Consider the following 23,234-nt stretch of genomic DNA (forward strand, 5'->3'; position numbering starts at 1 on the left):
GTGAGATGCGCAGAGAATTGAATATTCTGATAGGTGGAGAGGCAGGCCAGGGCCTGGTTACTGTTGGAGAGCTGCTGACCAAGGCCCTGATAAGGTCTGGATATAATGTTCATGTTTGTCAGGGATACATGTCCAGGATCAGAGGAGGACACAACACCTTTGCTGTCAGGGCTGGAGTGGAAAGGGTCCTGGGCCCTGTTTCCAAGATAGACATCCTTGTGGCTCTGAACCAGGAGACCATAACTCTCCATAAAGGACAGATGAGGGAAGACGGTCTGGTTTTAAAGGACAAGGAGATTGAAATGGAAGGGGACGGGCTGCTGGAGATTCCATTTAAGGAACTGGCCCCCAGCCCCCTTTTTGAAAACGTGGTGGGACTGGGTTTTTTAAGTGCTTTGCTGGGGTTGGACAAGGCTGTGCCTCAGGGATGCATCAAGGACATATTCGGCAAGAAAAAGCCCGAGGTGGTGGAAAAGAACCTGGACGTTCTGGAGGCAGCCTACTCCTTTGCCCGGAAACAGGGCATCCAGTCCCACAATCTTGCCCGGACCGACCAGAAACCCGGGCTTATGCTCACTGGCAATGACGGGGTCATCCTCGGGGCCATGGCTGCAGGAGTGAATTTCTGCTCATACTATCCTATGACTCCCTCCACCGGCATTCCCATGACCCTCAATGCCAAGGGCAAGTCTTTGGGAATCGTGGTGGAGCAGGCAGAAGACGAAATAGCAGCCATCAACATGGCCATTGGAGCGTCCTATGCCGGGGCCAGGTCCATGGTGGCCACCTCTGGCGGTGGATTTGCCCTGATGTGTGAAGGGGTCAGCCTGGCCGGGATGACCGAAACGCCCATAGTCATTGTTGTCGGACAGAGACCCGGTCCTGCAACAGGTCTGCCCACCAGGACTGAGCAGGGAGATCTGAACCTTGTCCTGTACTCAGGACACGGCGAGTTTCCAAGGGCCATCTTTGCTCCGGGCAACCCTGAGCAGGGCTTTGACCTGACTGTCAGGGCTTTTGACCTGGCTGAAAGATCCCAGGGTCCGGTTTTTGTGCTCACGGATCAGTATCTGGCTGATTCCTACCGAAACGTGCCCCCTTTTGACCTTTCAAGGGTGAAAGGACCAGCCAGTCCCGGGGATTCCTGGCCGGATCCCCAGACCTACCAGAGATACGCCCTGACTGATGACGGGGTTTCCCCACGGCTCGTTCCCACTCTGGGACCATACCTGGTGGTGGCGGACAGTGATGAGCATTATCCGGACGGGCATATCACCGAGGACCTGGAGGTCAGAACAGCGATGACCGAAAAAAGGTTGAGCAAGGAAAAGATTATCAAACAGGATGTGGTACCTCCTGACTATTACGGTCCCGACCAGGTGCAGACACTTCTGGTCTGCTGGGGATCTACCCTGGGACCGGCCCTGGAAGCACAGGGCAAGGCTGGGAAAAATAAAGTCGGAGTCCTGCATTTTACCCAGGTCTGGCCGCTTGACCAGGACCATTTCAGGGAGAGGATGGGTTCTGCCGGCAGGGTTGTCTTTGTGGAATCCAATGCCACGGCTCAGTTTGCCAGGCTGCTGGAGAGGGAGGTGGTGCCGGACTCAAAAAATTACATCCTCAGGTATGACGGCCTGCCCCTGGATGCCGAATACATTCTGGCCAGGCTGGACCTTTCTTGACCGGGGACCGGATCAAGACGACCATCATCTGGATGGTCACGGCCTTCTGGCTCAACAAAAAACAAGTTCCGGAGTAATTATATGGTTTCAGTTGATGATTATGGAGATTTTGAAACAGCCTGGTGTCCCGGGTGTGGAAATCATTCCATTCTAAAGGCAGTGAAAAAAGCCCTGGCCTCCATGGGGCTTGAACCCCATGAGTCGATCTTTGTTTCAGGTATTGGCCAGGCAGCCAAGTCTCCCCACTATCTCAAGGCCAACGTGTTCAACGGTCTTCATGGCCGGGCCCTGCCTGCTGCCACTGGCATCAAGCTGGCCAATCCCAGGGCCAATGTCATTGTTCAAAGCGGAGACGGGTGCAATTACGGAGAGGGAGGCAACCATTTTCTGGCTGCCATCCGCAGAAATATCGGCCTCACCCTGCTGGCCCATGACAACCAGATTTACGGACTGACCAAGGGCCAGGCCAGCCCTACCACCACCCAGGGACATGCCACCAAGGCTCAGCCCGGAGGTAACCCGTCAGCCCCTTTCAATCCAGTGGCCGTTGCTGTAACCATGCAGGCCAATTTTGTTGCCAGGGGTTTTTCTGGCATGATTGACCATCTGGCCGATCTTATAGTCCAGGCCATAAATCATCCCGGGTTCAGCCTGATTGATATAATGCAGCCCTGTGTCACCTTCAACAAGGTCAATACCTTTGCCTGGTACAAGGAGCGCTGTTACGAGCCTCAGGGGCATGACCCGGAAGACTGGGAACAGGCCATCAGGCTTGCAAACCAATGGGGTGACAGGATCCCGGTGGGAGTAATCTACAGGGGCACCAGGCCGGCCTTTGAACAGACCCTGCCTCATCCCACCAATGACCTGCTCTACAAGAACCGTCCTGCCAGGGATGTCCTGAAGGAGATCATGAATGTCTACTCTTAAGATGGGCAGGTCTGACCTGCCGAGCCTGAAAAGGGTACTGATATGCGTGCCGGTAATTTTGGCAGTATGCCTGCTGATCTGGAACAGACCGGGTTTTGCTGCAAATATTTTTCCGGACCTGGAACTTCCGGTTCCTGACAGTCCTGGCCAGGTCGAGTACCTGGGTTTTTCCGACAGGATGGAAAAGACATTCATCCTGAAGGATATCAATGCTCAGCTGGCCCTGGTCCAGATCTTCAGCATGTATTGTCCGGTCTGCCAGCGGGAAGCCGAGACTGTGAACAGGCTTTGTCATCTTATTGCTGAGCAGGGGCTGGAGGGACAGATCAAGGTCTTGGGGATAGCCCCGGGCAACTCGGAATTCGAGGTGAGTGTGTTTCAGGATAATTACCAGATTCCCTTTCCACTTTTTCCAGATCCGGATTTTGAGTGGCATAAGCTGATCGGGGAAGTGGGCACACCATACTTCTTGACTGTCAGGATTTCAGACGGACAGATACTCAAGACCCACAAAGGACCATTTGGCCCTCCCCAGGAATTTCTGGAGTTCCTGAAAAAATTACTGGATGGTGCTGACCCGGCTTAAACTTCAAGGAAGTGAGCATGAGAATTCTGATTTCAGCCAAAATACTGGTGTTGACTGTTGGACTGCTTTTTCCTTTAACTGCAGCGTCCTTTATTGATGGTGTATATCGGTCACCAGAGCAGAAACCTGTTGACAGTCAGCTCAAGGTGCAGGTAGGTGATGTGTCCCCGGATTTCACCCTGCCCTGTATTTGCGGGGAGGACATCACCCTGTCCCAATACCGGGGCCGGAAAAATGTGATGCTTTCCTTTGTGCCGGCTGCCTGGACTCCGGTCTGTTCTGACCAGTGGCCTGGATACAATATTGTTGAAGATTATTTTGCCAGGCATGATGCAATTATTCTGGGCATAAGCGTGGACAGCGTTCCCACCCTTTATTCGTGGATGCAGGCCATGGGCGGGCTCTGGTTTCCAGTGCTTTCCGATTTCTGGCCTCATGGAGAGGTTGCTGAAAAGTTCGGGGTCCTTAGAACCGACGGTACCGCTGAACGGGCTGTAGTCCTGATTGATAAACAAGGGGTCATCCGGTTCGTCCATGTTGAGGACATTAATGTCAGGCCCAGACTGGAACTTCTGATAAATGCCCTGGAAGATCTCCCAGGGTAACCTGTCAGACCAGTCATTTTTTTATTGCAGCTGCCTCATATATATTGATTCAGACGAGACAATTTTCTTGAATATACCTTTCAGATTCAGTCTGAAACGCTTTACCCGCTACTGGTACCTAAAGCTGTCCAGAATTCGCGAGAGTCCCCATTCCGTGGCCATGGGGCTGTCTGTAGGGGTATTTGTAGGCTGCCTGCCCATCATACCTTTTCAGACCGTGGTGGCCCTGGGCCTGGCTTTTGCTTTCAGATGCAATAAGATTGCCGCTGCCCTGGGCACCTGGGTTACCAATCCTCTGTATGCCCCTTTTGTATATTATGGTCTTTACCTGGTGGGCAAAATGATCATCCCTGTGGGGCGAAAGGAGTTTGATCCAGAAGATCTGACCCTGATGAACATAGTCGGAATAGGGTGGGATTTTTTCGGGTTGATGCTTTTCGGGGGGATTGTTGTGGGCTTGGTCCTTTCCATGTCCACCTACCTGGCTTCTGTCAGGATTATCCGTTCATACCATGACCGGCGGGCCCGGATAAGACGGGAAAAAAGGCTGAAAAGGATATGAGTTTTTTGCCGGCCAAGAGGAGCCTTGGTCAGAATTTCCTTGTTGACCCTAATATCTGCAGGAAGATAGTTGACGCTCTGGAAATTCTTCCGGGTCAGACGATTCTGGAAATCGGTCCAGGTCGAGGAGCCCTGACAGGGCTGCTGATTCAGACAGGTGGCCCGGTCTTTGCTCTGGAAAAGGACTGGGAACTCTGCTGTTCAGTCCGGGCCGGATTTCCCGGGACAGAGGTGGTTTGCGCTGACGCCCTGCACTTTGACTGGTCCAGGTTGAGCTTCAGACCGGGAATAAAGGTAGTGGGAAATCTTCCCTATAACATTGCATCAAGGATTTTGTGGGACTTGGCCCATCAGGTCCGGGGTCTTGAAAGGGCAGTCTTCATGGTTCAGAAGGAGGTCGGCCAGAGGATCGTTGCCAGCCCCGGAAACAGGACCTACGGTGCATTGTCGGTCTGGATAAGATCCTTTTTAAAGCCCCAGCTGCTTTTTAATGTTCCTCCGCAGGTTTTCAGGCCAAGGCCAAAGGTCGACTCTGCAGTTTTGAGTTTTTTTCCTTTGGAGGAGGCAAAAAAAAATTTTTCCAGCACCAGTCTTTCCAGGCTGATCAGAATCATGTTTCAGAGCAGGCGGAAGCAGGTGGGCAAGATACTTAAAACATACTGGAATGACAGAATAAATATCGTGTTTGACGAAATGGGTATCGACCTGAGAGCACGGCCTGAAGATCTCTCTCCAGAGGTTTTTCAGAGGCTTTCCAAGGTGATTTTCAGGTAAAAAAAATAAATTTTGGCTTGACTTGAGCCGGGAAATTTTGTTTGTCCTATTTAACTTGCTTGCAATAAGGCTTCGATCTTTGTATGAAATTTCCTAGTCCGACGGATGATTGGCCATCTCTTTTTCAGGTTTGGTTGCTCTTTAAAGTAGTTTTTGCTTAAGTTGAGTGAAATGGCATATTTGGTATTAAACTTTTGAAGGAGGAAGTTACGAATGACAAAAGCCGATTTGGTATCCAAGATTGCGGAAAAAGCGGGTCTGACCAAGGCCGATTCTGAGAAGGCATTGAATGCTTTTCTGGGGTCTGTACAGGACACTTTGGTTGGCGAAGGCAAGCTGACCCTGACCGGTTTCGGTACTTTTGCAGTGGAAGAAAGAAAGGCCCGCAACGGTCGAAATCCCCGCACCGGCGAGGAAATCAAGATACCAGCCTGCAAGGTAGTAAAGTTCAGGCCCGGTAAGATCCTCAAGGACGCCGTTAAGTAACTTTTGAGGCTGGAGGTCCCTAATGATTGACCTTAAATGGAAGACCATGATTCCCGGCGAAACCATCCAAAGTATGCTTCCTCAAGACATACCCTGGTGGATGGCCGACCATTTCGTCTTTTTCAGCGTATTGTATCTTGTCTTGCTGACCATCGGACTTGGAGTTGGAGTGGTGGTTGTGCAGTCCATAAGCGACACCCTGGCTGAAAAGAAAAAACTGGCCCAGTAGATCTGAGCGGTTTTAAGGAATTGAAAAGAGGGCTTAATCAAGCCCTCTTTTTTTTCTTGCATTATTTTTGTTTGAGAGATAGGTATACACTCTTGGCCTGAGGGATGCATGTTCAGATGCACCCGGGCCGCTGGAGCCCAGCAAGCAGGGCTTGGTAATGAAAAGTAAGGAGGTGAGTCTTAGTGCCGGGAGTTATTCTTGGAGAAAATGACAACTTTGACTATGCGTTGCGCAAGTTCAAAAAACAGGTTGAAAAGGCCGGTATCCTTTCTGAACTGAAGAAAAGGCAGCATTATGAAAAGCCCAGTATTCAGAAGAAGAAAAAAGAAGCCGCAGCCAGAAAAAGATTGATGAAAAAAATGCGCAAGATGCAGATGATGTAGTTATGCGGATAACTGATCAGATTGAAAAAGACTTTATCCTTGCTTACAAAAACAAAGAAAATGAAAAAGTGGCTGTCTTGCGCCTGATCAAGGCAGCCTTTAAAAATCGACAGGTTGAGCTAAAAAGGGAATTATCCGACGCCGAAGCTCTGGACGTTCTGATCAGAGAAGTCAAGCAGAGGCAGGAGTCGGTTCGCCAGTACAGCCAGGCCGGACGGGAAGATTTGAGCAGCAAGGAGTCGGCTGAAATCGAGATGATCAATGCTTATCTGCCGGCTAAACTCACCACCGAGGAAATGAAAGAAGTCGCCCTGGAAACGATAAACCGGCTTCAGGTCCGGGATCTCAAGGGGATGGGCCAGGTGATGAAGGTCATAGGCCAGAAATATCCGGGCCGAACCGATGGCCGGGAATTGAGTGTAATTGTCCGAGGGCTTCTTTCTCCCCAATAGGTATTTTTATTCAACCGGTTTCAAGTCCGGATGTCCCCATTCCTTTATTCCTTCTTGATTTCTTTTCTTGAAATCTTTGGCAGCAGATTAAAAAACAGTCCCTCAGGGGGCAAATCAACAGGATGCCATGGAATCTAGAACCATCAAGCTGTTAGAGTTTTCCAAAGTTCTTCAGTACCTGAGTCAGGAGGCTGTTTCTGATCCTGGAAGGCGTATTTGTCTCCAAACTGCGGTTTATCAGGATCCCCAGCAGCTGGATACCCAGATCCGTCTGCTGCAGGAAGCGGTTTCTTTTCACAGGGAGCATCGACCCTCGCTCAATTCTTTTCCAGATTTGGACCCGCTCATTGCTCGAGGGGCTCGGGCTGAACCAGATCTGACTATAGAAGATTTCTGGTCTTTTCTTTCTTTTCTCGGAGAGCTCAGCAGGTTTTTTGCAGTTATGGAAAAGATCGATCCCCAGAGATATCCTCTGTTGAAAGGGATGAGCCAGGATCTCATGATCCCGGATAAGTTTCTGGCTGCCCTGAAGAGATGTATCGGTCCTTCCGGTGAGATCCGGGATGAAAGTTCACCAGACCTGTATGCGGTTAGAAAGGAAATCAGGGGCATCCGGGAGATGTGTGCCAAAAAAGTCAATGAATCCCTTACCCACTCCAATATTTCCCACTATCTTCAGGATGAGTACCTGACCATATCTTCGGACCGGTATGTCCTGGCCCTCAAGGCCAATTTCAAAGGAAAGCTTGAAGGCATCATCCATGATTATTCCCAGACCGGAGAAACATGTTATTTTGAGCCTCTTTTCCTGATGGATCTTAATAACAGCCTGCAAAGACTAAGGCATAGAGAAAAGGATGAACTGCACAAGGTCCTGACATACCTGACTGGTCTGTGCAGGGAATCCCTTGATCTGATTCGAAATTCCTTTGAATGGCTGATTTCAATGGATTACATCCTGGCCAAGGCCAAGTTTGCCCAGAGGTTAAAAGCCGGCCCTTTGCATGTATCATCATCAGGCCGGCTGCATTTAAAAAATATCCGTCATCCTCTGCTGGCCCTGGGAGGATTTCAGGTTGTTCCCATGGATATCAAGCTGGAGCCAGGCCAGCATGTCCTGGTGGTGTCCGGCGGGAACGCCGGAGGCAAGACCGTGTGTCTTAAAACTCTCGGACTGGCCGCATTAATGGCCCTGTGCGCTTTGCCCGTGCCTGCGGATGAGGGCAGTTCGATTCCATTTTGGGACAAGATTTTTGTGTCCATGGTTTCCGAACAGAGTGTTGAGGAAAGCCTGAGTACTTTTACAGCCCAGCTGCACCATTTCACCCGGTTCTGGCAAAGCACCGATGAAAATACGCTGGTTATCCTGGACGAGTTTGGTGTGGGAACTGATCCCAGTCAGGGGGCCGCCCTGGCCCAGGCAGTGGTGGACGGTCTTATGCAGCGGGGGACATGGGTGGCTACAGCCACTCATTTTCCGGCCTTAAAGGCCTACTCACTGTCCAGACCCGAAGTCAGAGCAGCTTCAGTCCTCTTTGACGACCGGACCGGCAGGCCCATGTATCAGCTGGCCTATGATCAGGTGGGTTCCAGCCTGGCCTTGAGCGTGGCCAGGGAACAGGGTTTTCCAGCAGAGATTATTGCCGGAGCTGAGAAATATCTGCTGGTGGAAGGAAGGGATCAGGAGCAATTGTTTGAGAGGTTGAACCATCTGGCTGCGCAAAGGGAAAAGGAACTCAAACGGCTTGAAAAAAAAGAAGCCCTTTTGGATGAGAAGTATCAGAAAAGACAGATGGAACTGGTTAATGAGAAGAACAGGCTTTTTTCCGAGATCCGTAAGACCTCCCAGGAAATAGTCCGAAAATGGCAGGAGCAGAAAATAGGGCGGAAAAAGGCCTTGAAAGACCTGGCTCAGCTCAGAAAGCAGCTTGGATCCTCCCTGGAGGATGGCAGCAGATCAGTTGAAGCTAATGACGGGCTGACCTGGGAGGATATTTCTGCAGGCGCTCTTCTGGTCTATAAGCCATGGAACAGGAAGGGGCTTATCCTGGAAAAGGATGATAAAAAAAAGCAGATCAAGATTGATATGGGCGGTATTTCCATCTGGGTTGACCCCAAGACCCTTGAAGAGGCAGGGACCAGGAACAGCATATCCAGCTCTAAAACAAGCTTTGAAAGGTCCGGGCCGTCTGTATCCATGAAACTTGATCTGCGGGGAAATTTTGCAGACGAGGCCCTGGCCAGGCTGGAACAGTATATTGACCAGGCAGTGCTTGCCGGGCAAAAAAGACTGGAGATCGTGCATGGCAAAGGCACTGGAGCGCTGAGGGCGGCTGTGCACAAGTATCTTGAGTCAAATTCGGCTGTAGCCGGGTTCAGTTCAGCTTCTGAGGAGTCCGGGGGGTGGGGGATGACCGAGGTGGAGCTAAGGTAACTGGTCTGGCCGGTCTGGCTTGCAGATGCTAAACAGGAGATCAGATTTTCAGACGCGGACTGGACAAAACAAATCCTTGTCTTAATAGAACCATAGTGCTGTTCAGGGAGAGCATTTTCAGGTGGCTTGATGGGGACCATTGATTCCAGATGCATTGCTGAAATAAAGTCCAGACTGTCCCTGGTCGATATAGTGAACAGGTTTGTTGAACTAAGGCCTGTCGGAGACAGATGGACTGCGCCCTGTCCCTTTCACCAGGAAACAAAACCCTCTTTTTCGGTCAGCCCGGATAAGGGTTTTTATTACTGCTTTGGATGCCAGGCATCAGGTGACCTGATTGAGTTTTATAAAAATATAAATGGGCTGGACTTTGCCGAGGCAGTAAGACAGCTGGCTGATGAAGCTGGGGTGGTAATCAGCGTTGAGGACAGCCGGAAAAACAGAAAAGACCAAAGCGAAGTAACCACTGCCCAGGAAGTCAATTCCCTGGCAGGTAAGTTTTTTCTGGACCAGCTGTGGTCCTCTCAGGGTGATGAGGCCAGAAAATACCTTCATTCCAGAGGAATGACCAAGAAAATTGTCCAGGATTTTCGCCTGGGATGGAGTCCGGATGGCTGGCAGTCTCTGGGAGACTTTCTCAGAGAAAAAGGGCACTCAGCCGATGACGGGGTCCTGGCCGGGGTGCTCAGCCAAAACCAAAAGGGCAGGATATACGACCGGTTCAGGTCCAGGCTGATTTTTCCGATTATCAGCCTTTCAGGTATGGTGGTTGCCTTTGGCGGCCGGATCCTGGACCATGGTGAGCCCAAATACCTGAACAGCAGCGAAAGTCCGGTATATAAAAAGGGAGAGCATCTTTACGGCCTGTTTCAGGCCAGAAAGCACATTACTCAAACCAGGAAGGTCCTGCTGACCGAAGGCTACCTGGATGTGATGGCTCTGCACCAGCACGGATTTGCCAACAGCTGCGGAGTGCTGGGTACGGCCTTGACTCCGGCTCAGGTCAAGAGACTGGGGGGGCTGGCCAGAGAGGCGATCCTTCTTTTTGACGGAGATCAGGCTGGCCGGAATGCCGCCTTGAGAAGTGCTGAAATGTTTCTGGCTGCAGGCATGAACTGCCGGGTTGTTCTATTTCCTGAAGGAGAAGATGCCCACAGTCTGCTTTTTTCCCAAGGCGCAGAGGCCCTTGAAAGGCTTTTGTCTGGTGCTGATTCAGGGCTTAATTATTGCCTTAAGATGGTCAAAGATCAGAAATCACCCAGAGAGGTCATGGCCTGGGTGGTCAGCTTCCTGGGGAAGCTGGAGGATTTTTCCCTTAAGACCTACTATATTCCGAAGCTGGCCGGAAGTCTTGGATTGACCGAGGTTGAGCTGAGAAAAGGGCTCCAGGGCAAGGGTTCTATTGCCGGACCAGCTGCGGATTCAGGAGACAAGAAGAATCAGCCTGAACAGAGGGATAAAGAGATCCTGACCTTTGCAGTCTGCTGCCCGGAATTCAGAGAGAGTCTGGATCAGTTGAATCTTGACCCAGTTCTGAGATCTGACTGGGCCAGGACCTTTTGGAGCAAGATCAAGCATGGAAGCGGCCGGGATGAAGACCTGAAGCTTGATCACCATGAATCTGATTTTTACGTCAGGGCCAGGATGGAGCAGGATCAGATCCGGGAAAACAGACTTCAGATATTTAAAGAGCTTGAGGAATTCATCATTCAGAAGGCCGGACAAGTGACCAAGAAGAATCTGAAGCAGGCCCTGGTCAGGGCGCAGCAGAACCAGGATCATAACGAAGTCAAAAGAATTCTGAGTCTTATGCAGAACAGTCTATAACGGTTTATTTTAAGCTATTTCAGCCAGATATAACATTATCTCAGGGGGAGGGTAATGCGCAGCATCAAGGATGTTCAACAGATCAAGACACTCATTGCCGAAGGAAAGAAAAAGGGGTTTCTGACCTTTGAAGAAATAAACAAGGCCCTGCCTTCGGATGTGACCACGCCTGAGCAGATTGAAGAGATCATCTCCATATTTGATCAGCTGGACATAGCCATAGTGGACGGGAAGCTGGGCAAGCCCCTGACAGTGGTGCCCGAGGATTCAGATTCACTGGCCGAGACTCTGGCCATCAACCTGGAGAAGCTGGAAGATGTTTCTGATACTCTATCCAGAAGCAGCGATCCGGTCCGCATGTACCTGAGGGAGATGGGAGCAGTAGGTCTTTTGGACCGGGACGGGGAAGTGGTCATAGCCAAGAAGATCGAAGCCGGAGAAATGGAAGTCCTGTACTCCCTTGTTGAAGTGCCGGTGGCAGTGGAGGAGCTTATCTTTGTTGGGGAAGACCTGAAAAAGGAAAAAGTTAAACTCAAGGATGTAGTTAAGACCATTGAAGAGGATGATCCGTCTGAAGAAGAGATGAATCAGCGCGAAAGGGTGATTTCTCTGCTGGAAGAAATCAAGAATATCTATCGTAAACGGAAAGGCGTCTACGACAAAATGAATGATTGCGCCAGGACGGATCGGAGGGTCTACGGAATCCAGAAGAAGATCATGGAGTACAAGGAAGAGGTTGTGGAGTGTCTTCGCAACATCAAGCTTGAAAAGACCCTCATTGACAGAATTATTGAAACCGTTGGCGATTATGTCCGCCAGATGCATAACTGTCAGAGAGACCTGAGTGCCTACATCCTGTCCCTGGGACTTTCCAATGAGGAACTGTTCACCCTTCTGGAGAAGCTGGACAAGAGAGAGGTCAATCCAGTGGCAGCTGCTGACCAGCTGGACATGACCATTGAGGAACTTTTTTCCTTCAAGGAGATGATCTACGGTAAGACCGAAATCCTCCAGAGACTGGAGCAGAAATGCCAACACAATGTCCATGAGCTGGAAGAAATTCTGTGGAGGATAAGAAAAGGCAATGAGGATGCCCTCAAGGCCAAGCAGGAACTCATCCGGGCCAATCTCCGTCTGGTGGTCAGCATTGCCAAGAAATACACCAACCGGGGTCTGCAGTTTCTGGATCTGATCCAGGAAGGGAACATCGGCCTGATGAAGGCGGTGGATAAATTTGAATATCAGCGCGGCTATAAGTTTTCCACTTATGCCACCTGGTGGATCAGGCAGGCCATAACCCGGGCTATTGCAGATCAGGCCAGGACCATCCGCATTCCTGTGCATATGATTGAAACCATTAATAAGCTGGTTCGGACTTCCCGCTATTTGGTCCAGGAACTGGGCCGTGATCCTAGTCCTGAAGAGATTGCCGAACGTATGGATTATCCTCTGGAAAAGGTGAAAAAAGTCCTGAAAATAGCCAAAGAACCCATTTCCCTGGAAACACCCATTGGTGACGAAGAAGATTCCAGTCTTGGAGATTTCATTGAGGATAAGAAGGCCGTGGCTCCTGCAGAAGAAGTGGTTAATTCCAAGCTTTCAGAGCAGATCGCCAAGGTTCTGGCGGAACTCACACCCAGGGAGGAACAGGTCCTGCGCAAACGTTTCGGCATCGGGGAAAAGTCCGACCACACTCTGGAAGAGGTGGGCAAGCTGTTCAATGTGACCAGGGAAAGGATCAGGCAGATCGAGGCCAAGGCCCTGCGCAAACTCAGGCATCCTGTGCGCAGTTCCTGCCTTAAGACTTATTATGAGACATAGAGTTCCTGGGCTTTTCAGCTGACAGGGGGACCTGGGTGAGAATGGATCCATGCTGAGGATTTCCTGTCCTGATCTGAACAAGCCATAAAATCCCAACTTGCTGGCGGATAAAATGAAATTTGCAGCAAAACTGTTTATTGGCTCTTTATTCGTTTTTCTGCTGATGGGGACTGTTGATGCCGGCCAGGTCAGGGTGGCCTGGGTGCCGGACGGTGACACCCTGATTCTGGAAAACCGGGATGTGGTCAGGCTTAAAGGCATAGATGCTCCTGAGACAGGATACAATGGAGGACCTGCCCAGTATTTTGCCCTTGAAGCTGCCCAGAGACTGCAGGAGCTGGTCAGGGGCAATGTAATCACCCTTGAACCGGGAGAGCCTCCCCAGGACCGGTATGGACGGATCCTAGCCTATGCATATCTTCCGACAGGGGAGAACATTAATGTTCTTCTGGTCAGAGAAGGGTATGCCTTTTATTTCCCCCATCAGAACCAGAACCAGGAAATCTCAAGCCAAATCCTGGCTGCCCAGCAGAAGGCCATGGAAGAGGGAAGGGGATTCTGGCCCGGGGTTCTGGCTGTTGACAAGCCCGGAAAAGAGTATGTGGGCAACACCAGAAGCAAGCGTTTTCATGTGCTGGACTGCGGTTATGGTCAGAGGATATCCAGGGCCAACCAAAGATTTTTTTCTTCTCTTTACCAAGCCTTTTATGAAGGATTCGCACCCTGTCGAAGATGTACTCCCTGGCCGGATGAAAAGAGGTAGCCCTGGGGCTGTTATGGACTAGGCACCGGGCTTGCCTCAAGGACAAAGAGAGGATAAAGGGAGTCATCAGTTTTATTACACCAAGGAGAATCAATATGGACGACTGGGTAGTTGTGGCTGTTTTTGATGAAATGAACGATGCAGTGCAAAAAGAAAAGGCCAGAATAGAAGATATCGCCCTGGATGTGGGGCTTATGCCGGAAAAGGTGATCAGGGTGGAGGATAAAGGTAAAATCGAAATCCTAGTTCACCCAGAATTCTATACATACTACGAGGGATAGCCCGGCAATGATCCAGGAAGTTTTTCTGATTCAATTTTTGTCCGTGTTCAGTTTCAGTGATGTGGACTGGAGCTACTGGCCCTTTGGGGAGGGCATGACCGGAAGCTGGATACTGACCCTGACCAAATTCATTTTCATCGGGGTGATCCTGGCTGTGATCCTTGGTTTTTTAAGGGTGCTATTCGGTCCTAAAGGTTTTTTCCGTGACGAGGAAATGGACCGGGAGGCTGAAGAGGAACGGCAAAGGGTCAGGGAAGCGGTGGATGTGCTCCGGCAGCGCTTGGCCAACGGTGAGATAACCGAAGACGAGTTTCAGCGCAGGAAATGGCTGTTGGAGAAATGAGGGATTTTGCCTGGCATGAATCCCTGTTCTCTTCCTACTGTCAAAGTTTTTCTGGGCTGATTTCTGACAAAGATCCCAACCTCATCCTCAAAAAAAACCATTCCAGCAATGTTTCTTTGCAGGCCCGGCTTCTGGCTGAATATGAAGGCTTTGGAGACGGGCTTGTTTTTTTGACCCGCCTGTCCGGTCTGCTTCACGACATGGGACGGTTTGAACAGTATGCCAGGTACAGGACTTTCAAAGACACCGAATCAGTGGACCACGCTGGCCTGGGCTTCAGGATTCTGGGGCACCATCCTGTGCTGGCTCCTTTGTCCGGACAGGAGAAACGCTGCGTCCGGCTGGCGGTGCTGTTCCACAACAGGATGAAGCTGCCCAGGGGGCTGCCCCGGGATATCGAGATGGTGGCCAGGGCAGTGCGTGATGCGGACAAACTGGATATCTTTCCCATAATGCTCTCCCATCTCGAGCCGGGCTGCCCGGAAAACAGGGTGGTCACCCTGGGTCTGGATGATGAAGACTGCATAACTCCTGAAATATTCTGTCAGGTCCGGAAGGGCCATTTGGGTGAATATTCAAGGATGCGTTACCTCAATGATTTCAAGCTGCTTTTATGCTCCTGGGCCTATGATCTGAACTATGCCTACTCCAGCAGGATTGTCCTGGATAAGGGCTACATTGCCAGGCTGTTTAAAATGCTGCCGGAAAAACCTGAGCTGATAGAGCTGGAGGACCGGATCACCGGTTATCTGGAAGGCTTTTCCGCCAAAGTCAGGTAGACCAGCCGGTCCAGATCTCTGATCAGTCTGCCGTACCTTCCTCCATACCCGGGAAACGAGCCGAACAGGTCTGTTTTCTGTTTCTGGAGCAGTCCATCTGAACTGGCTTCCGGTGAAGACTGGCTCATGGTCAGGGCCAGCCTTTCATGGCCCAGGTATTCCTTAAGCTCTGCAACAAAACCGTTCATTTCCAGGTCAAATTGATCAGCTGCAGTTTCCCAGAATTCTGCTGCCTGGGGAGAGGGCAGCCTGGACATGGCCTGGCAGGACAGGGCGTACAAAAAATTTATGGGTGAGCCTGGAATGCCTCTTCTCCATCCCAGAAGCCATGAGTTTCTCCAGAACAGGAGAAACTGGCTTTTTCCCAGCTCTATGACCTGGTCCAAACCCTGTCTGGACCTGACCAGAACCGGATGGTTCCAGGCCGGCACGGTGTTTTTCAGATCCCAGGATAAAGGTCTGGAAGTTTTTCCCTTTAAGCTTCGGCCCAGCCACTGCTCAAGGATGTCTTGCAAAAGGGAGTTGGCAGGGCTTGAGCCGGGAGTTTCAAGGTGGGAGTAGCTTAGAATGTATTTGCCCTGACCATAGTCTCCCATGATAATGCATGGCTCTTGGGTGAGCAAGGCAGGATCCAGGTTTATCCCATATACAGACTCCCATTTTTTCAAATCAGCAGGGTCCACCAGAGACAGGTTCAGATCTGAGCTCCAAAAGTCCTGTCCGGGTCTCAGATAGCTGGCCAGGATTTTGACACTTTGGTCCTCAGGACAGGGCTCAAACTGGGAAGGCCACCATACCGGCAGGAAGAGTTCCTGTTTCTGGTCCAGGTTCAGTCCTGTCACCCTGCAAAGGACGTGACCGCTGAAATTGGGTAGACGTTCCTTAAAGGGCTTTCTCTGCCAGGAGCAAAGGTCTAGGCAGGAGGTTCTGGATGTTGATTTCAGTGCAAGCCCGGCTCCACCGCAGAAGCCCAGATACTTTCCTCCGGAGTCCACATAGTCTCTGATGTTCTGCAGGCCCGATTTCCCCAGACGTTCAGCCTTGAGCCTGGCCCATCCTCCGGGCACCAGCAGGCCGGCTGGAGGGGCATGGTCCAGAATTCCTGATCTGATTTCTGAAGCATCCACAATTTTGAGCGGTGTACCCATCTGTGCCAGGGCCTGCCAGAGCATGACACCCCAGAGATGAGATTCGTCCCATAAAAGATAGAAAAATCCTTGTGAATCAGACATGGTTTCTCTTAGCAGCAAGCCGGTGCCCGTTCAAGGGGAATCCGTTCCATCCGACAGGCAGAACAGAGCCAGGGAGCTCCTGAGATTTGGCAGCAGGGTAATGGGGCTGAACTGCTTTCGTGGTCCCTGACCGGCAAAATGCTTATGAGTGATGTCGGCCCTGATTTGTTTACACAGGGCAGTGAAGTCATCCACTGTGGCCAGCCTGATGTTGGGGGTTTCATGCCATTCATAGGGCAGGTCCCTGTTGACCGGCAATCTGCCCTTGAACAGGATCTGCATCCTGACTCGCCAGTGGGCAAAGTTGGGAAAAGTGACAGCCACCTTTCTGCCTATGCGCAGGCTGTGCCGCAAAAGCTGCAGTGGGCTGGCAACGCTCAGCAGGACCTGGTTCAGGATGACCAGATCGAAATGATTGTACCCGAAGTCAGCCACACTTTCTTCAAGATCCCCCTGGATCACCCGGAGTCCCCTGGACAGACAGTCAGCCACATATTCTGAATCCAGTTCAATCCCGAGTTCATTGATTTGTTTGTGTCGTTTAAGTTCAAGGAGGAGCTCTCCCCGCCCGCAGCCGAGGTCCAGGACCTGGTCCTGAGGTTTGGCCAGTTTCAGGATAAATGGGTCAAAATACCTGTCTCGGTCCAGGCTTTTTGACCAGTCAATGCTAAAGCCTTTGGTTGAACTTTTCATAAGTTGACCTCATTCTCCAGCCTGGTCAGAAAACCTGAAATCACCTCGCCCATGCGGTTTCCAGGAAGCAGAAAAGCATCGTGCCCCTGGTCACTGCCAATATTGCAGTAAGAGACGTTTTTTCCGGCGGTCCTGAGGGCCTTGACCAGTTCCTGGGAGCAGGAAGGAGGAAAGAGCCAGTCACTGGTAAAGGAAATAACCAGAAACGAGCACTGGCAATGGCTGAAAGCTTTTTCCAGGTTGCCATAATCGCTCGGCAGATCGAAATAATCCATGGCCCTGGTGATGTAGAGATAGGTATTGGCATCAAACCGGTTCACAAAGGTGCTGCCCTGGTGGTGCAGGTAGCTTTCCACCTGGAAGTCGGCTTCAAGCTTGTAGCCCCGCTGGCTGCCGTTAATGAATCGTCTGGAAAATTTTCTGAGCATGGCTTCTTGTGAAAGATAGGTAATATGACCGATCATCCTGGCCAGAGCCAGGCCTGAGGCTGGTTGATGCTCGGGCTGATAAAGTCCGAAATTCCACTGGGGATCGCTCATGATAGCCTGTCTGGCAACCTCGTTGAAGGCGATGGCCTGGGGGGACATGCGTGCGGTTGTGGCAATGGGCAGTGCTCCGACCACCATTTCCGGAAAGGTAATGGCCCACTGGAGGACCTGCATCCCGCCCAGAGATCCGCCGATGACTGCCAGAAGCCTTTTGACGCCAAGATGGTCCAAAAGCCATTTCTGGACCTTGACCATGTCTTTGACAGTGTAAAATGGGAAATGAAGCCCATATGGTTTTCCTGTGGCCGGATTGATTTCTGCCGGACCAGTGGTCCCCTTGCATCCTCCCAGGAAATTGCTGCAGATTACAAAGTAGCGCCGGGTGTCCAGGGGTTTGCCGGGACCAATAAGCATGTCCCACCAGCCGGGCTTTTCCTTGGGGTCATGGGTATGCCGGCCTGCGGCATGGGCGTCACCGGTCAGGGCGTGGCAGACCAGGACTGCATTGTCTCTGTCTCTGGACAGCTGGCCATAGGTTTCATAGGCTACGGTTACGGGTGAAAGAGTCTTTCCTGATTCTAGTTTTAATATGAAGTTGTCACCCTGAAAGGTGACCCTGTTGGTTTCCACCAGGCCTGCACTCTCCTGATAAGCAGGTTTGGAAGTGGATTCTGGTTTCATTGGTCACTCCTGAAGACATTTTGAATGAGAATCATGAACAAAGGGGCCGGGATCAAGGCAGTCGTCCAGGCAGGACAGATGATCCTGGTATATGCAGTAGATTCTTCTATGTGGTCTAATTTGAGTCAAACAAGCATGGACGGGGCGGCCTAGCCGCAAATTTTGAGTAAACTGATCTGAAGGCCGGACTGCGACCATCAGATCCCTGGCATGCAGCATAGGCATAAATCTCCCATCTGCATCAGCGACTGGCGGAGAAAAGAGTCGATATGATTCATGACTTTGGCTCAATCAAACAAGGCATGCATTTAAAAATCCCGAGCTTGACCGGCTCTGCAGGTGTCTCGGGGTCTGGGACTTTTCCATTGGAGCAGGGATGATTCCCTGAAGATCCTTTTCTTGTCAAGGGCCTTTCGGCCTGATAATTTCGGGGATCAATGGTTTAACCAAATAATTCTTGACCAGTCTGGGAAAACATAGCAACTAATTTATTAGTGACAGACAAAATAAGGAGGTATGATATGGATGTCAAGCAGAACGGATTCATGACCAAGGTCCTGCATGCCGGTCATCATCCTGACCAGGAAACCGGTTCAAGGGCTGTTCCTATATACCAGACCACCAGCTACATGTTCAGGGACAGCAATCACGCAGCCGACCTTTTTGCCTTGAAGGAGCCGGGATACATATACACAAGGATCATGAACCCCACCACCGAGGTCCTGGAAAAAAGACTTGCAGCCCTCCATAACGGATGCGGAAGTCTGGCCGTGGCATCGGGCATGGCTGCAATATTTTATGCAGTGACCAATATCGCCGGGGTTGGACAGAATATTGTTTCAGGCAGCAATCTTTATGGAGGGACCCATACCCTGTTCAGCCATACCCTGAAAAGATTCGGCATAGAAGTCAGATTTGTGGATTCGAGTGACCCTGGCAACTTTGCCCGGTCCACTGATCAGAACACCAGGCTTTTGTTCACCGAGTCTGTTGGCAATCCCAGATGCAACATTGACGATCTTGAAGCCATGGCCAGGGTGGCTCATGACCATGGCCTGCCTCTGGTTGTTGACAACACTTCCACGCCTCCTCCCCTGTTCAATCCATTTGACTGGGGAGCGGACATTCTGGTCTATTCTCTGACCAAGATGGTCGGAGGTCATGGGACCTGCATCGGAGGAGCCATAGTGGAAAAAGGCGGGTTTCCCTGGGAAAGTCATGGCAGGTATCCTGAAATGACCGGACCCGATTCTTCCTATCATGACCTGAATATGTGGGAAGCTATGGGGTGTGACAAGAAAGGGAAACAGGAGTGTCCGATTTTTACCCTTAAGGCCAGAACCGGCCTGCTTCGGGACACTGGTGCAGCCTTGTCCCCCATGAACAGCTTTCTGATCCTCCAGGGACTTGAAACTTTACCCCTTCGGGCTGCAGTTCATGCTGAAAATGCACTCAAGGTGGCTGAGCATCTGGAAAAGCATCCCCTGGTCAGCTGGGTTAATTATGCGGGTCTTCCTTCTCATCCTGATCATGAAAGGGCCCGGAGGATGTTTCCCCGGGGTTGCGGGGCTGTGTTCGGGTTCAGAATAAAAGGCGGCCTGGAAGCTGCAAGAAAATTTGTTGAATCAGTCCGGTTATGTTCTCATCTGGCCAATATCCTGGATGCCAGGACATTGGTGATCCACCCGGCCGGAACAACCCATCAGCAGCTTTCACCAGAGGAACAGGCTGCAGCCGGAGTCAGCCAGGACATGATCAGGATTTCAGTGGGGCTGGAAGACATTGAAGATATCCTGGCTGATCTGGACCAGGCTCTGGAAAAAACTCAATAGTTAAGATTCAGCCTGATCCAGGGTATAAGGACTGTTCACATTCAGAACCAAATGGGCTATCCATTCCAGGTTACTGAACAGCTCCGACCAGGGCCGGCCACGGCCTCTGATCCAAACCAGAAAAGGCAGCTCTTAGGCTGAATCGAGAATGACAAGGGTGAATCATGCCAACTATTGACTGTTCCACCATCCTGATGACCCCCGCCGGATCGAGTGTTCTGGAGGAAAAGGTTTTGGATGAACGCCCCTATACTGTTACCCTTAATGATGAAACCATAGGCTCGGCTATGGTTCTGGCCAGGGATCTGAAAGAGTTTGCAGCCGGCTATCTTTTTGGTCAGGGTCACCTGGAAAAAGATACCCGGATTTTTCAGATCGAGGTCTGCCCCGATGGAAGGGTGGATGTCTATGCAGATGTCCAGGTTCAAAAGGATCAGGACATGATCACCACGTCCGGGTGCGGAGGGTCGGGTAAAATCGCCCGGAAGCTGCTGGAAGGAAACTATCCGGAGCTGTCCCATTTTGTCATGAACTTCAGCCGGATCAGTGAGCTGGTCCGAAGGACGCTCTCCAATTCCAGCTTGCAGCAGGAAACCCATTGCGTCCATGGCTGCGGTTATTTGACTGAAAATGGTTTTGAAGCCTGTTTTGAGGATGTGGGACGGCACAATGCTGTAGATAAGGTCATGGGAGCCATTCTTCTGGGCAGGTTTCCCAGGGCAGGGGCAGTTTATACTACCGGGCGGCTGACTTCGGACATGGTTCTGAAATGTGCCAGGATGGGCATTCCCGTTGTCCTTTCCAGAACGGCCCCCTCATCTTTGGGTATTGAAATCGCCCGGCAGGCCGGGATTACTCTTGGGGCCTACGTCAGACCGGGCCGGGTCAATGTCTTTAATGCTCCGGAAAGGATCATCAACGACTGACAGGGCTCAGATCCGGCTGAAGATCTCTTTTCCAGCCATGAAATGGGCCATTACCCTGCCCTGGAGCATGTCTCCCTGACAGGGAGTGTTTTTGCCCTTGGAGAGCATGGTTTGAGCATTGACAGGCCATTGGTGTTCAGGATCCACCAGGATGAAATCAGCCGGGTCACCGGGCTGAAAGCTGTTGGCTGGAAGGCCGAATATCTTACCCGGGGAAGAGGCCATAAGTCTGGCCAGGTCTTTGAGTTCAAATACATTTTTCCGGACCAGTCCCAGGCAGAGGGACAGGGCCGTATCCAGGCCGGAGATACCGTTGGGAGCCTGGGCAAAAGGGACCTGTTTTTCAAAGTCGGCATGGGGGGCATGGTCAGTGGCTATGATGTCAATCACTCCCTGTCGCAGGGCATCCTGAAGGGCGGATGTATCCTGCCTGGTCCTGAGGGGAGGATTGACTTTGGCCATGGTGTTGTATCCCTGGACCTGTTCTTCGTCCCAGACCAGGTAATGAGGACAGGTTTCCGCAGTGACCGGTATGGACTTCTGTTTTGCCCAGGCGATCAGCTCCACTGATTTTCCAGAGCTGATATGGGCCAGATGCACAGGTGTGTCCAGCTGGGCGGCCAGCAGAATGTCCCTGGCGACCTGCAAAGTTTCAGCTGTGTCCGGAATTCCCTTCAGTCCCAGATAGCTTGAGATTTTTCCTTCATTCATTACCCCGTCTCCGGCCAGACAGGGATCTTCACAATGGTCAATAACCACCATTTCCAGGTCTGAGGCATATTCCAAAGCCCGGCGGAACAGCTCATTATCCCTGACTGGAAGGCCGTCATTGGAAAATGCACGGCATCCGGCCTCCTTGAGTTCAGCCAGAGGGGCAAGTTCTTTTCCTTCAAGGTTTCTGGTCAAAGCACCAACTGGATGCACAAAAGGGCCGTGAGGATGGTGCCAGCTGGCCTTTTCCAGCATCAGCCGGGTAACAGATGCATTGTCATTGACCGGATTTGTATTGGCCATGGCCAGGACCTGGCCAAACCCTCCTCCTGCTGCTGCTTTCAAGCCGGAATTAATGTCTTCCTTGTATTCAAAACCAGGTTCGCGCAAATGGACGTGTACGTCGATCAGGCTGGGCAGAAGGTGATATCCCCGGCCATCATATAATTTACAGGAAGAAGAGTCCCCGGGTTCTCCTTCCTGGAAGGCCATGATCCTGTCATCTTCCAGCAAAAGAAAGCCTTTCTTCTGGTTCAGGACCGTATTTCTGATGATCATGCGTGCCATTTAGCCCTCCGGAAGTTCCTGTTCAGTTTTGGAGCCGGCCAGATAAAGGTAAAGCAGGGCCATGCGAACGGCCACGCCCGACTCAACCTGGTCCAGGATGAGACTGTCCCGGGAGTCGGCCAGGTCAGATGCTATTTCAATACCCCGGTTCATTGGTCCGGGATGCATGATTTTAACCCCAGGTGCAGCCAGCTCAACATGCCTCCGGCTCAGGCAGAAGCGGGCAGCGTATTCACGGATGTCCGGCAGGAGCCCGGCTTTTTGACGCTCCAGCTGGAGTCTCAGGCTGATTATCGCATCCACCTCCCGGCAGGCCTGATTCAGATCATTGAAGACTTTTACAGGCCATGTTTCCGCCCTGGCAGGCAGAAGAGTTCTTGGAGCACAGATGCGGACCGTGCAGCCCAGCCTGGAAAAAAGTTTTATGTCTGATCTGGCCACCCGGCTGTGGGCAATATCGCCCAAAATGAGGATGGTCTTTCCGCTGAAATCCTCCCAGATCCGGTTCAGGGTAAAGCCATCCAGCAGGGCCTGAGTTGGATGGGCGTGCCATCCGTCACCGGCATTTATGACGCTGCACTGGAGATGTTCTGCAACAAAAGCAGCTGAACCGCTCAGACTGTGGCGGATGACTATGGCGTCGGGCTTCATGGCCTCCAGGGTCAGAACCGTGTCCTTAAGGCTTTCACCTTTTTTCAGGCTGCTTCCGCTGGTGGCCAGGGAGAAGCTGTCAGCTGACAGGCGTTTGGCAGCCATGTCAAAAGAGGTCTTGGTCCTGGTTGATGGCTCGGCAAAAAAAAGGACAACACTCTTGCCCTTGAGGATTGGAACTTTTTTTATACTGCGGGAGTTGATTTCGATAAATCTGGAAGAAGTGCTGAAAATATGCCTGATCTCATGGTCTGACAAGGATTCAATGTCCAGAAGGTCCTTGTGTTTCCAGTTCATGGTCCACCTTTTTGGGCTCTTGGGTTAATGAACAAGCGGCAGGGATATTTGCGACCGGGCACACGAATAAATTCTAATGCAATAAAATAAGATGCGCAAGGGCATAATTAAGAGCACAGCCCGGCGACCCCTGGCAGGGGAAAACTGGCCATCCGCCGTTTTGGTAATGAAAAAGCATGCTTTTTCATTACCATATCTACAGGCTGGTTGATTTCTGCCT

At 51.3% G+C, this 23,234-nt stretch carries 24 protein-coding genes; 19 read left to right on the top strand and 5 right to left on the bottom strand.

The features are described 5' to 3' along the window. The first annotated feature begins 5 nt into the window (after positions 1-5). The 17 genes from P771_RS0104205 to P771_RS16430 all read left to right on the top strand — a co-directional run bounded on the left by P771_RS0104205 (position 6) and on the right by P771_RS16430 (position 14,936). Positions 6-1,682 carry a 2-oxoacid:acceptor oxidoreductase subunit alpha gene (locus P771_RS0104205; RefSeq protein ID WP_028574153.1) on the top strand — a complete coding sequence of 559 codons (1,677 nt, stop codon included), beginning with the start codon at positions 6-8 and terminating at the stop codon, positions 1,680-1,682. A gap of 81 nt (positions 1,683-1,763) precedes the next feature. Then, on the top strand, positions 1,764-2,612 hold the full coding sequence (locus P771_RS0104215; RefSeq protein ID WP_028574154.1) for a 2-oxoacid:ferredoxin oxidoreductase subunit beta: 849 nt from the start codon (positions 1,764-1,766) through the stop codon (positions 2,610-2,612). Continuing rightward, entirely contained in the window at positions 2,599-3,198 is a 600-nt protein-coding gene (locus P771_RS16420) for a peroxiredoxin family protein (protein WP_084301659.1), read from the top strand. The genes P771_RS0104215 and P771_RS16420 overlap by 14 nt, the downstream gene beginning before the upstream one ends. 17 nt (positions 3,199-3,215) lie before the next feature. Then, positions 3,216-3,803 (top strand): peroxiredoxin, encoded by a 588-nt coding sequence (locus P771_RS0104225; protein WP_028574155.1) that lies wholly within the window; start codon positions 3,216-3,218, stop codon positions 3,801-3,803. Positions 3,804-3,870: 67 nt separating this feature from the next. Then, positions 3,871-4,365: a DUF2062 domain-containing protein gene (locus tag P771_RS0104230; protein WP_244147286.1), complete on the top strand. Its 495-nt coding sequence runs from the start codon at positions 3,871-3,873 to the stop codon at positions 4,363-4,365. Further along, positions 4,362-5,138, top strand: coding sequence for a 16S rRNA (adenine(1518)-N(6)/adenine(1519)-N(6))-dimethyltransferase RsmA (rsmA, locus tag P771_RS0104235; protein ID WP_028574157.1), 777 nt, complete (start codon positions 4,362-4,364; stop codon positions 5,136-5,138). The genes P771_RS0104230 and rsmA overlap by 4 nt, the downstream gene beginning before the upstream one ends. Positions 5,139-5,351: 213 nt before the next feature. After that, on the top strand, positions 5,352-5,624 hold the full coding sequence (locus tag P771_RS0104240; RefSeq protein ID WP_028574158.1) for an HU family DNA-binding protein: 273 nt from the start codon (positions 5,352-5,354) through the stop codon (positions 5,622-5,624). A gap of 46 nt (positions 5,625-5,670) precedes the next feature. After that, positions 5,671-5,853, top strand: a complete 183-nt coding sequence (locus P771_RS0104245; RefSeq protein ID WP_028574159.1) for a hypothetical protein — start codon at positions 5,671-5,673, stop codon at positions 5,851-5,853. A 182-nt stretch (positions 5,854-6,035) separates the two neighbouring features. Beyond that, complete coding sequence (gene rpsU / locus P771_RS0104250; RefSeq protein WP_028574160.1) at positions 6,036-6,236, top strand: 30S ribosomal protein S21; 201 nt, start codon at positions 6,036-6,038, stop codon at positions 6,234-6,236. A gap of 2 nt (positions 6,237-6,238) precedes the next feature. Then, positions 6,239-6,688, top strand: coding sequence for a GatB/YqeY domain-containing protein (locus tag P771_RS0104255; protein ID WP_028574161.1), 450 nt, complete (start codon positions 6,239-6,241; stop codon positions 6,686-6,688). A 127-nt stretch (positions 6,689-6,815) separates the two neighbouring features. Next, the gene (locus P771_RS0104260) at positions 6,816-9,122 is read left to right on the top strand and encodes an endonuclease MutS2 (protein ID WP_028574162.1); all 2,307 of its coding nucleotides are present in this window, start codon (positions 6,816-6,818) and stop codon (positions 9,120-9,122) included. A gap of 129 nt (positions 9,123-9,251) precedes the next feature. Beyond that, positions 9,252-10,949 carry a DNA primase gene (dnaG, locus tag P771_RS16425; protein ID WP_035243866.1) on the top strand — a complete coding sequence of 566 codons (1,698 nt, stop codon included), beginning with the start codon at positions 9,252-9,254 and terminating at the stop codon, positions 10,947-10,949. A gap of 54 nt (positions 10,950-11,003) precedes the next feature. After that, complete coding sequence (rpoD, locus tag P771_RS0104270) at positions 11,004-12,770, top strand: RNA polymerase sigma factor RpoD (protein ID WP_028574163.1); 1,767 nt, start codon at positions 11,004-11,006, stop codon at positions 12,768-12,770. A 112-nt stretch (positions 12,771-12,882) separates the two neighbouring features. Beyond that, positions 12,883-13,533, top strand: coding sequence for a thermonuclease family protein (locus P771_RS0104275; protein WP_051617103.1), 651 nt, complete (start codon positions 12,883-12,885; stop codon positions 13,531-13,533). A 95-nt stretch (positions 13,534-13,628) separates the two neighbouring features. Next, positions 13,629-13,814 carry a hypothetical protein gene (locus P771_RS0104280; protein WP_028574165.1) on the top strand — a complete coding sequence of 62 codons (186 nt, stop codon included), beginning with the start codon at positions 13,629-13,631 and terminating at the stop codon, positions 13,812-13,814. A gap of 7 nt (positions 13,815-13,821) precedes the next feature. Beyond that, a complete protein-coding gene (locus tag P771_RS0104285) occupies positions 13,822-14,157 on the top strand; it encodes an SHOCT domain-containing protein (protein ID WP_035243867.1) in 336 nt (111 codons plus the stop codon). Then, positions 14,154-14,936 (top strand): HD domain-containing protein, encoded by a 783-nt coding sequence (locus P771_RS16430; RefSeq protein WP_051617104.1) that lies wholly within the window; start codon positions 14,154-14,156, stop codon positions 14,934-14,936. The genes P771_RS0104285 and P771_RS16430 overlap by 4 nt, the downstream gene beginning before the upstream one ends. Here P771_RS16430 and P771_RS0104295 read toward each other — a convergent pair. From P771_RS0104295 to metX, 3 genes are read right to left on the bottom strand one after another with little or no spacing between them, the layout of a single operon-like run. After that, entirely contained in the window at positions 14,903-16,168 is a 1,266-nt protein-coding gene (locus tag P771_RS0104295) for a BPL-N domain-containing protein (protein ID WP_028574167.1), read from the bottom strand. The genes P771_RS16430 and P771_RS0104295 overlap by 34 nt on opposite strands. 30 nt (positions 16,169-16,198) lie before the next feature. Then, complete coding sequence (metW, locus tag P771_RS0104300; RefSeq protein WP_051617106.1) at positions 16,199-16,861, bottom strand: methionine biosynthesis protein MetW; 663 nt, start codon at positions 16,859-16,861, stop codon at positions 16,199-16,201. Further along, entirely contained in the window at positions 16,858-18,030 is a 1,173-nt protein-coding gene (metX, locus tag P771_RS0104305; protein WP_028574169.1) for a homoserine O-acetyltransferase MetX, read from the bottom strand. The genes metW and metX overlap by 4 nt, the downstream gene beginning before the upstream one ends. Positions 18,031-18,551: 521 nt before the next feature. Here metX and P771_RS0104315 point away from each other — a divergent pair. Together P771_RS0104315 and fdhD are read left to right on the top strand one after the other, a co-directional pair. Continuing rightward, positions 18,552-19,862 carry an O-acetylhomoserine aminocarboxypropyltransferase/cysteine synthase family protein gene (locus tag P771_RS0104315; RefSeq protein ID WP_051617107.1) on the top strand — a complete coding sequence of 437 codons (1,311 nt, stop codon included), beginning with the start codon at positions 18,552-18,554 and terminating at the stop codon, positions 19,860-19,862. 164 nt (positions 19,863-20,026) lie between these two features. Continuing rightward, entirely contained in the window at positions 20,027-20,788 is a 762-nt protein-coding gene (gene fdhD / locus P771_RS0104320; protein ID WP_028574171.1) for a formate dehydrogenase accessory sulfurtransferase FdhD, read from the top strand. Positions 20,789-20,794: 6 nt separating this feature from the next. Here the strand turns inward: fdhD and P771_RS0104325 are convergent, their stop codons facing one another. Both P771_RS0104325 and P771_RS0104330 read right to left on the bottom strand, forming a co-directional pair. After that, the gene (locus P771_RS0104325; RefSeq protein ID WP_028574172.1) at positions 20,795-22,066 is read right to left on the bottom strand and encodes a dihydroorotase; all 1,272 of its coding nucleotides are present in this window, start codon (positions 22,064-22,066) and stop codon (positions 20,795-20,797) included. Beyond that, positions 22,067-23,014 (bottom strand): aspartate carbamoyltransferase catalytic subunit, encoded by a 948-nt coding sequence (locus P771_RS0104330; RefSeq protein WP_028574173.1) that lies wholly within the window; start codon positions 23,012-23,014, stop codon positions 22,067-22,069. Positions 23,015-23,234: the final 220 nt, after the last annotated feature.

Source organism: Desulfonatronovibrio hydrogenovorans DSM 9292, from assembly GCF_000686525.1.
Classification (GTDB): Bacteria; Desulfobacterota; Desulfovibrionia; order Desulfovibrionales; family Desulfonatronovibrionaceae; genus Desulfonatronovibrio; species Desulfonatronovibrio hydrogenovorans.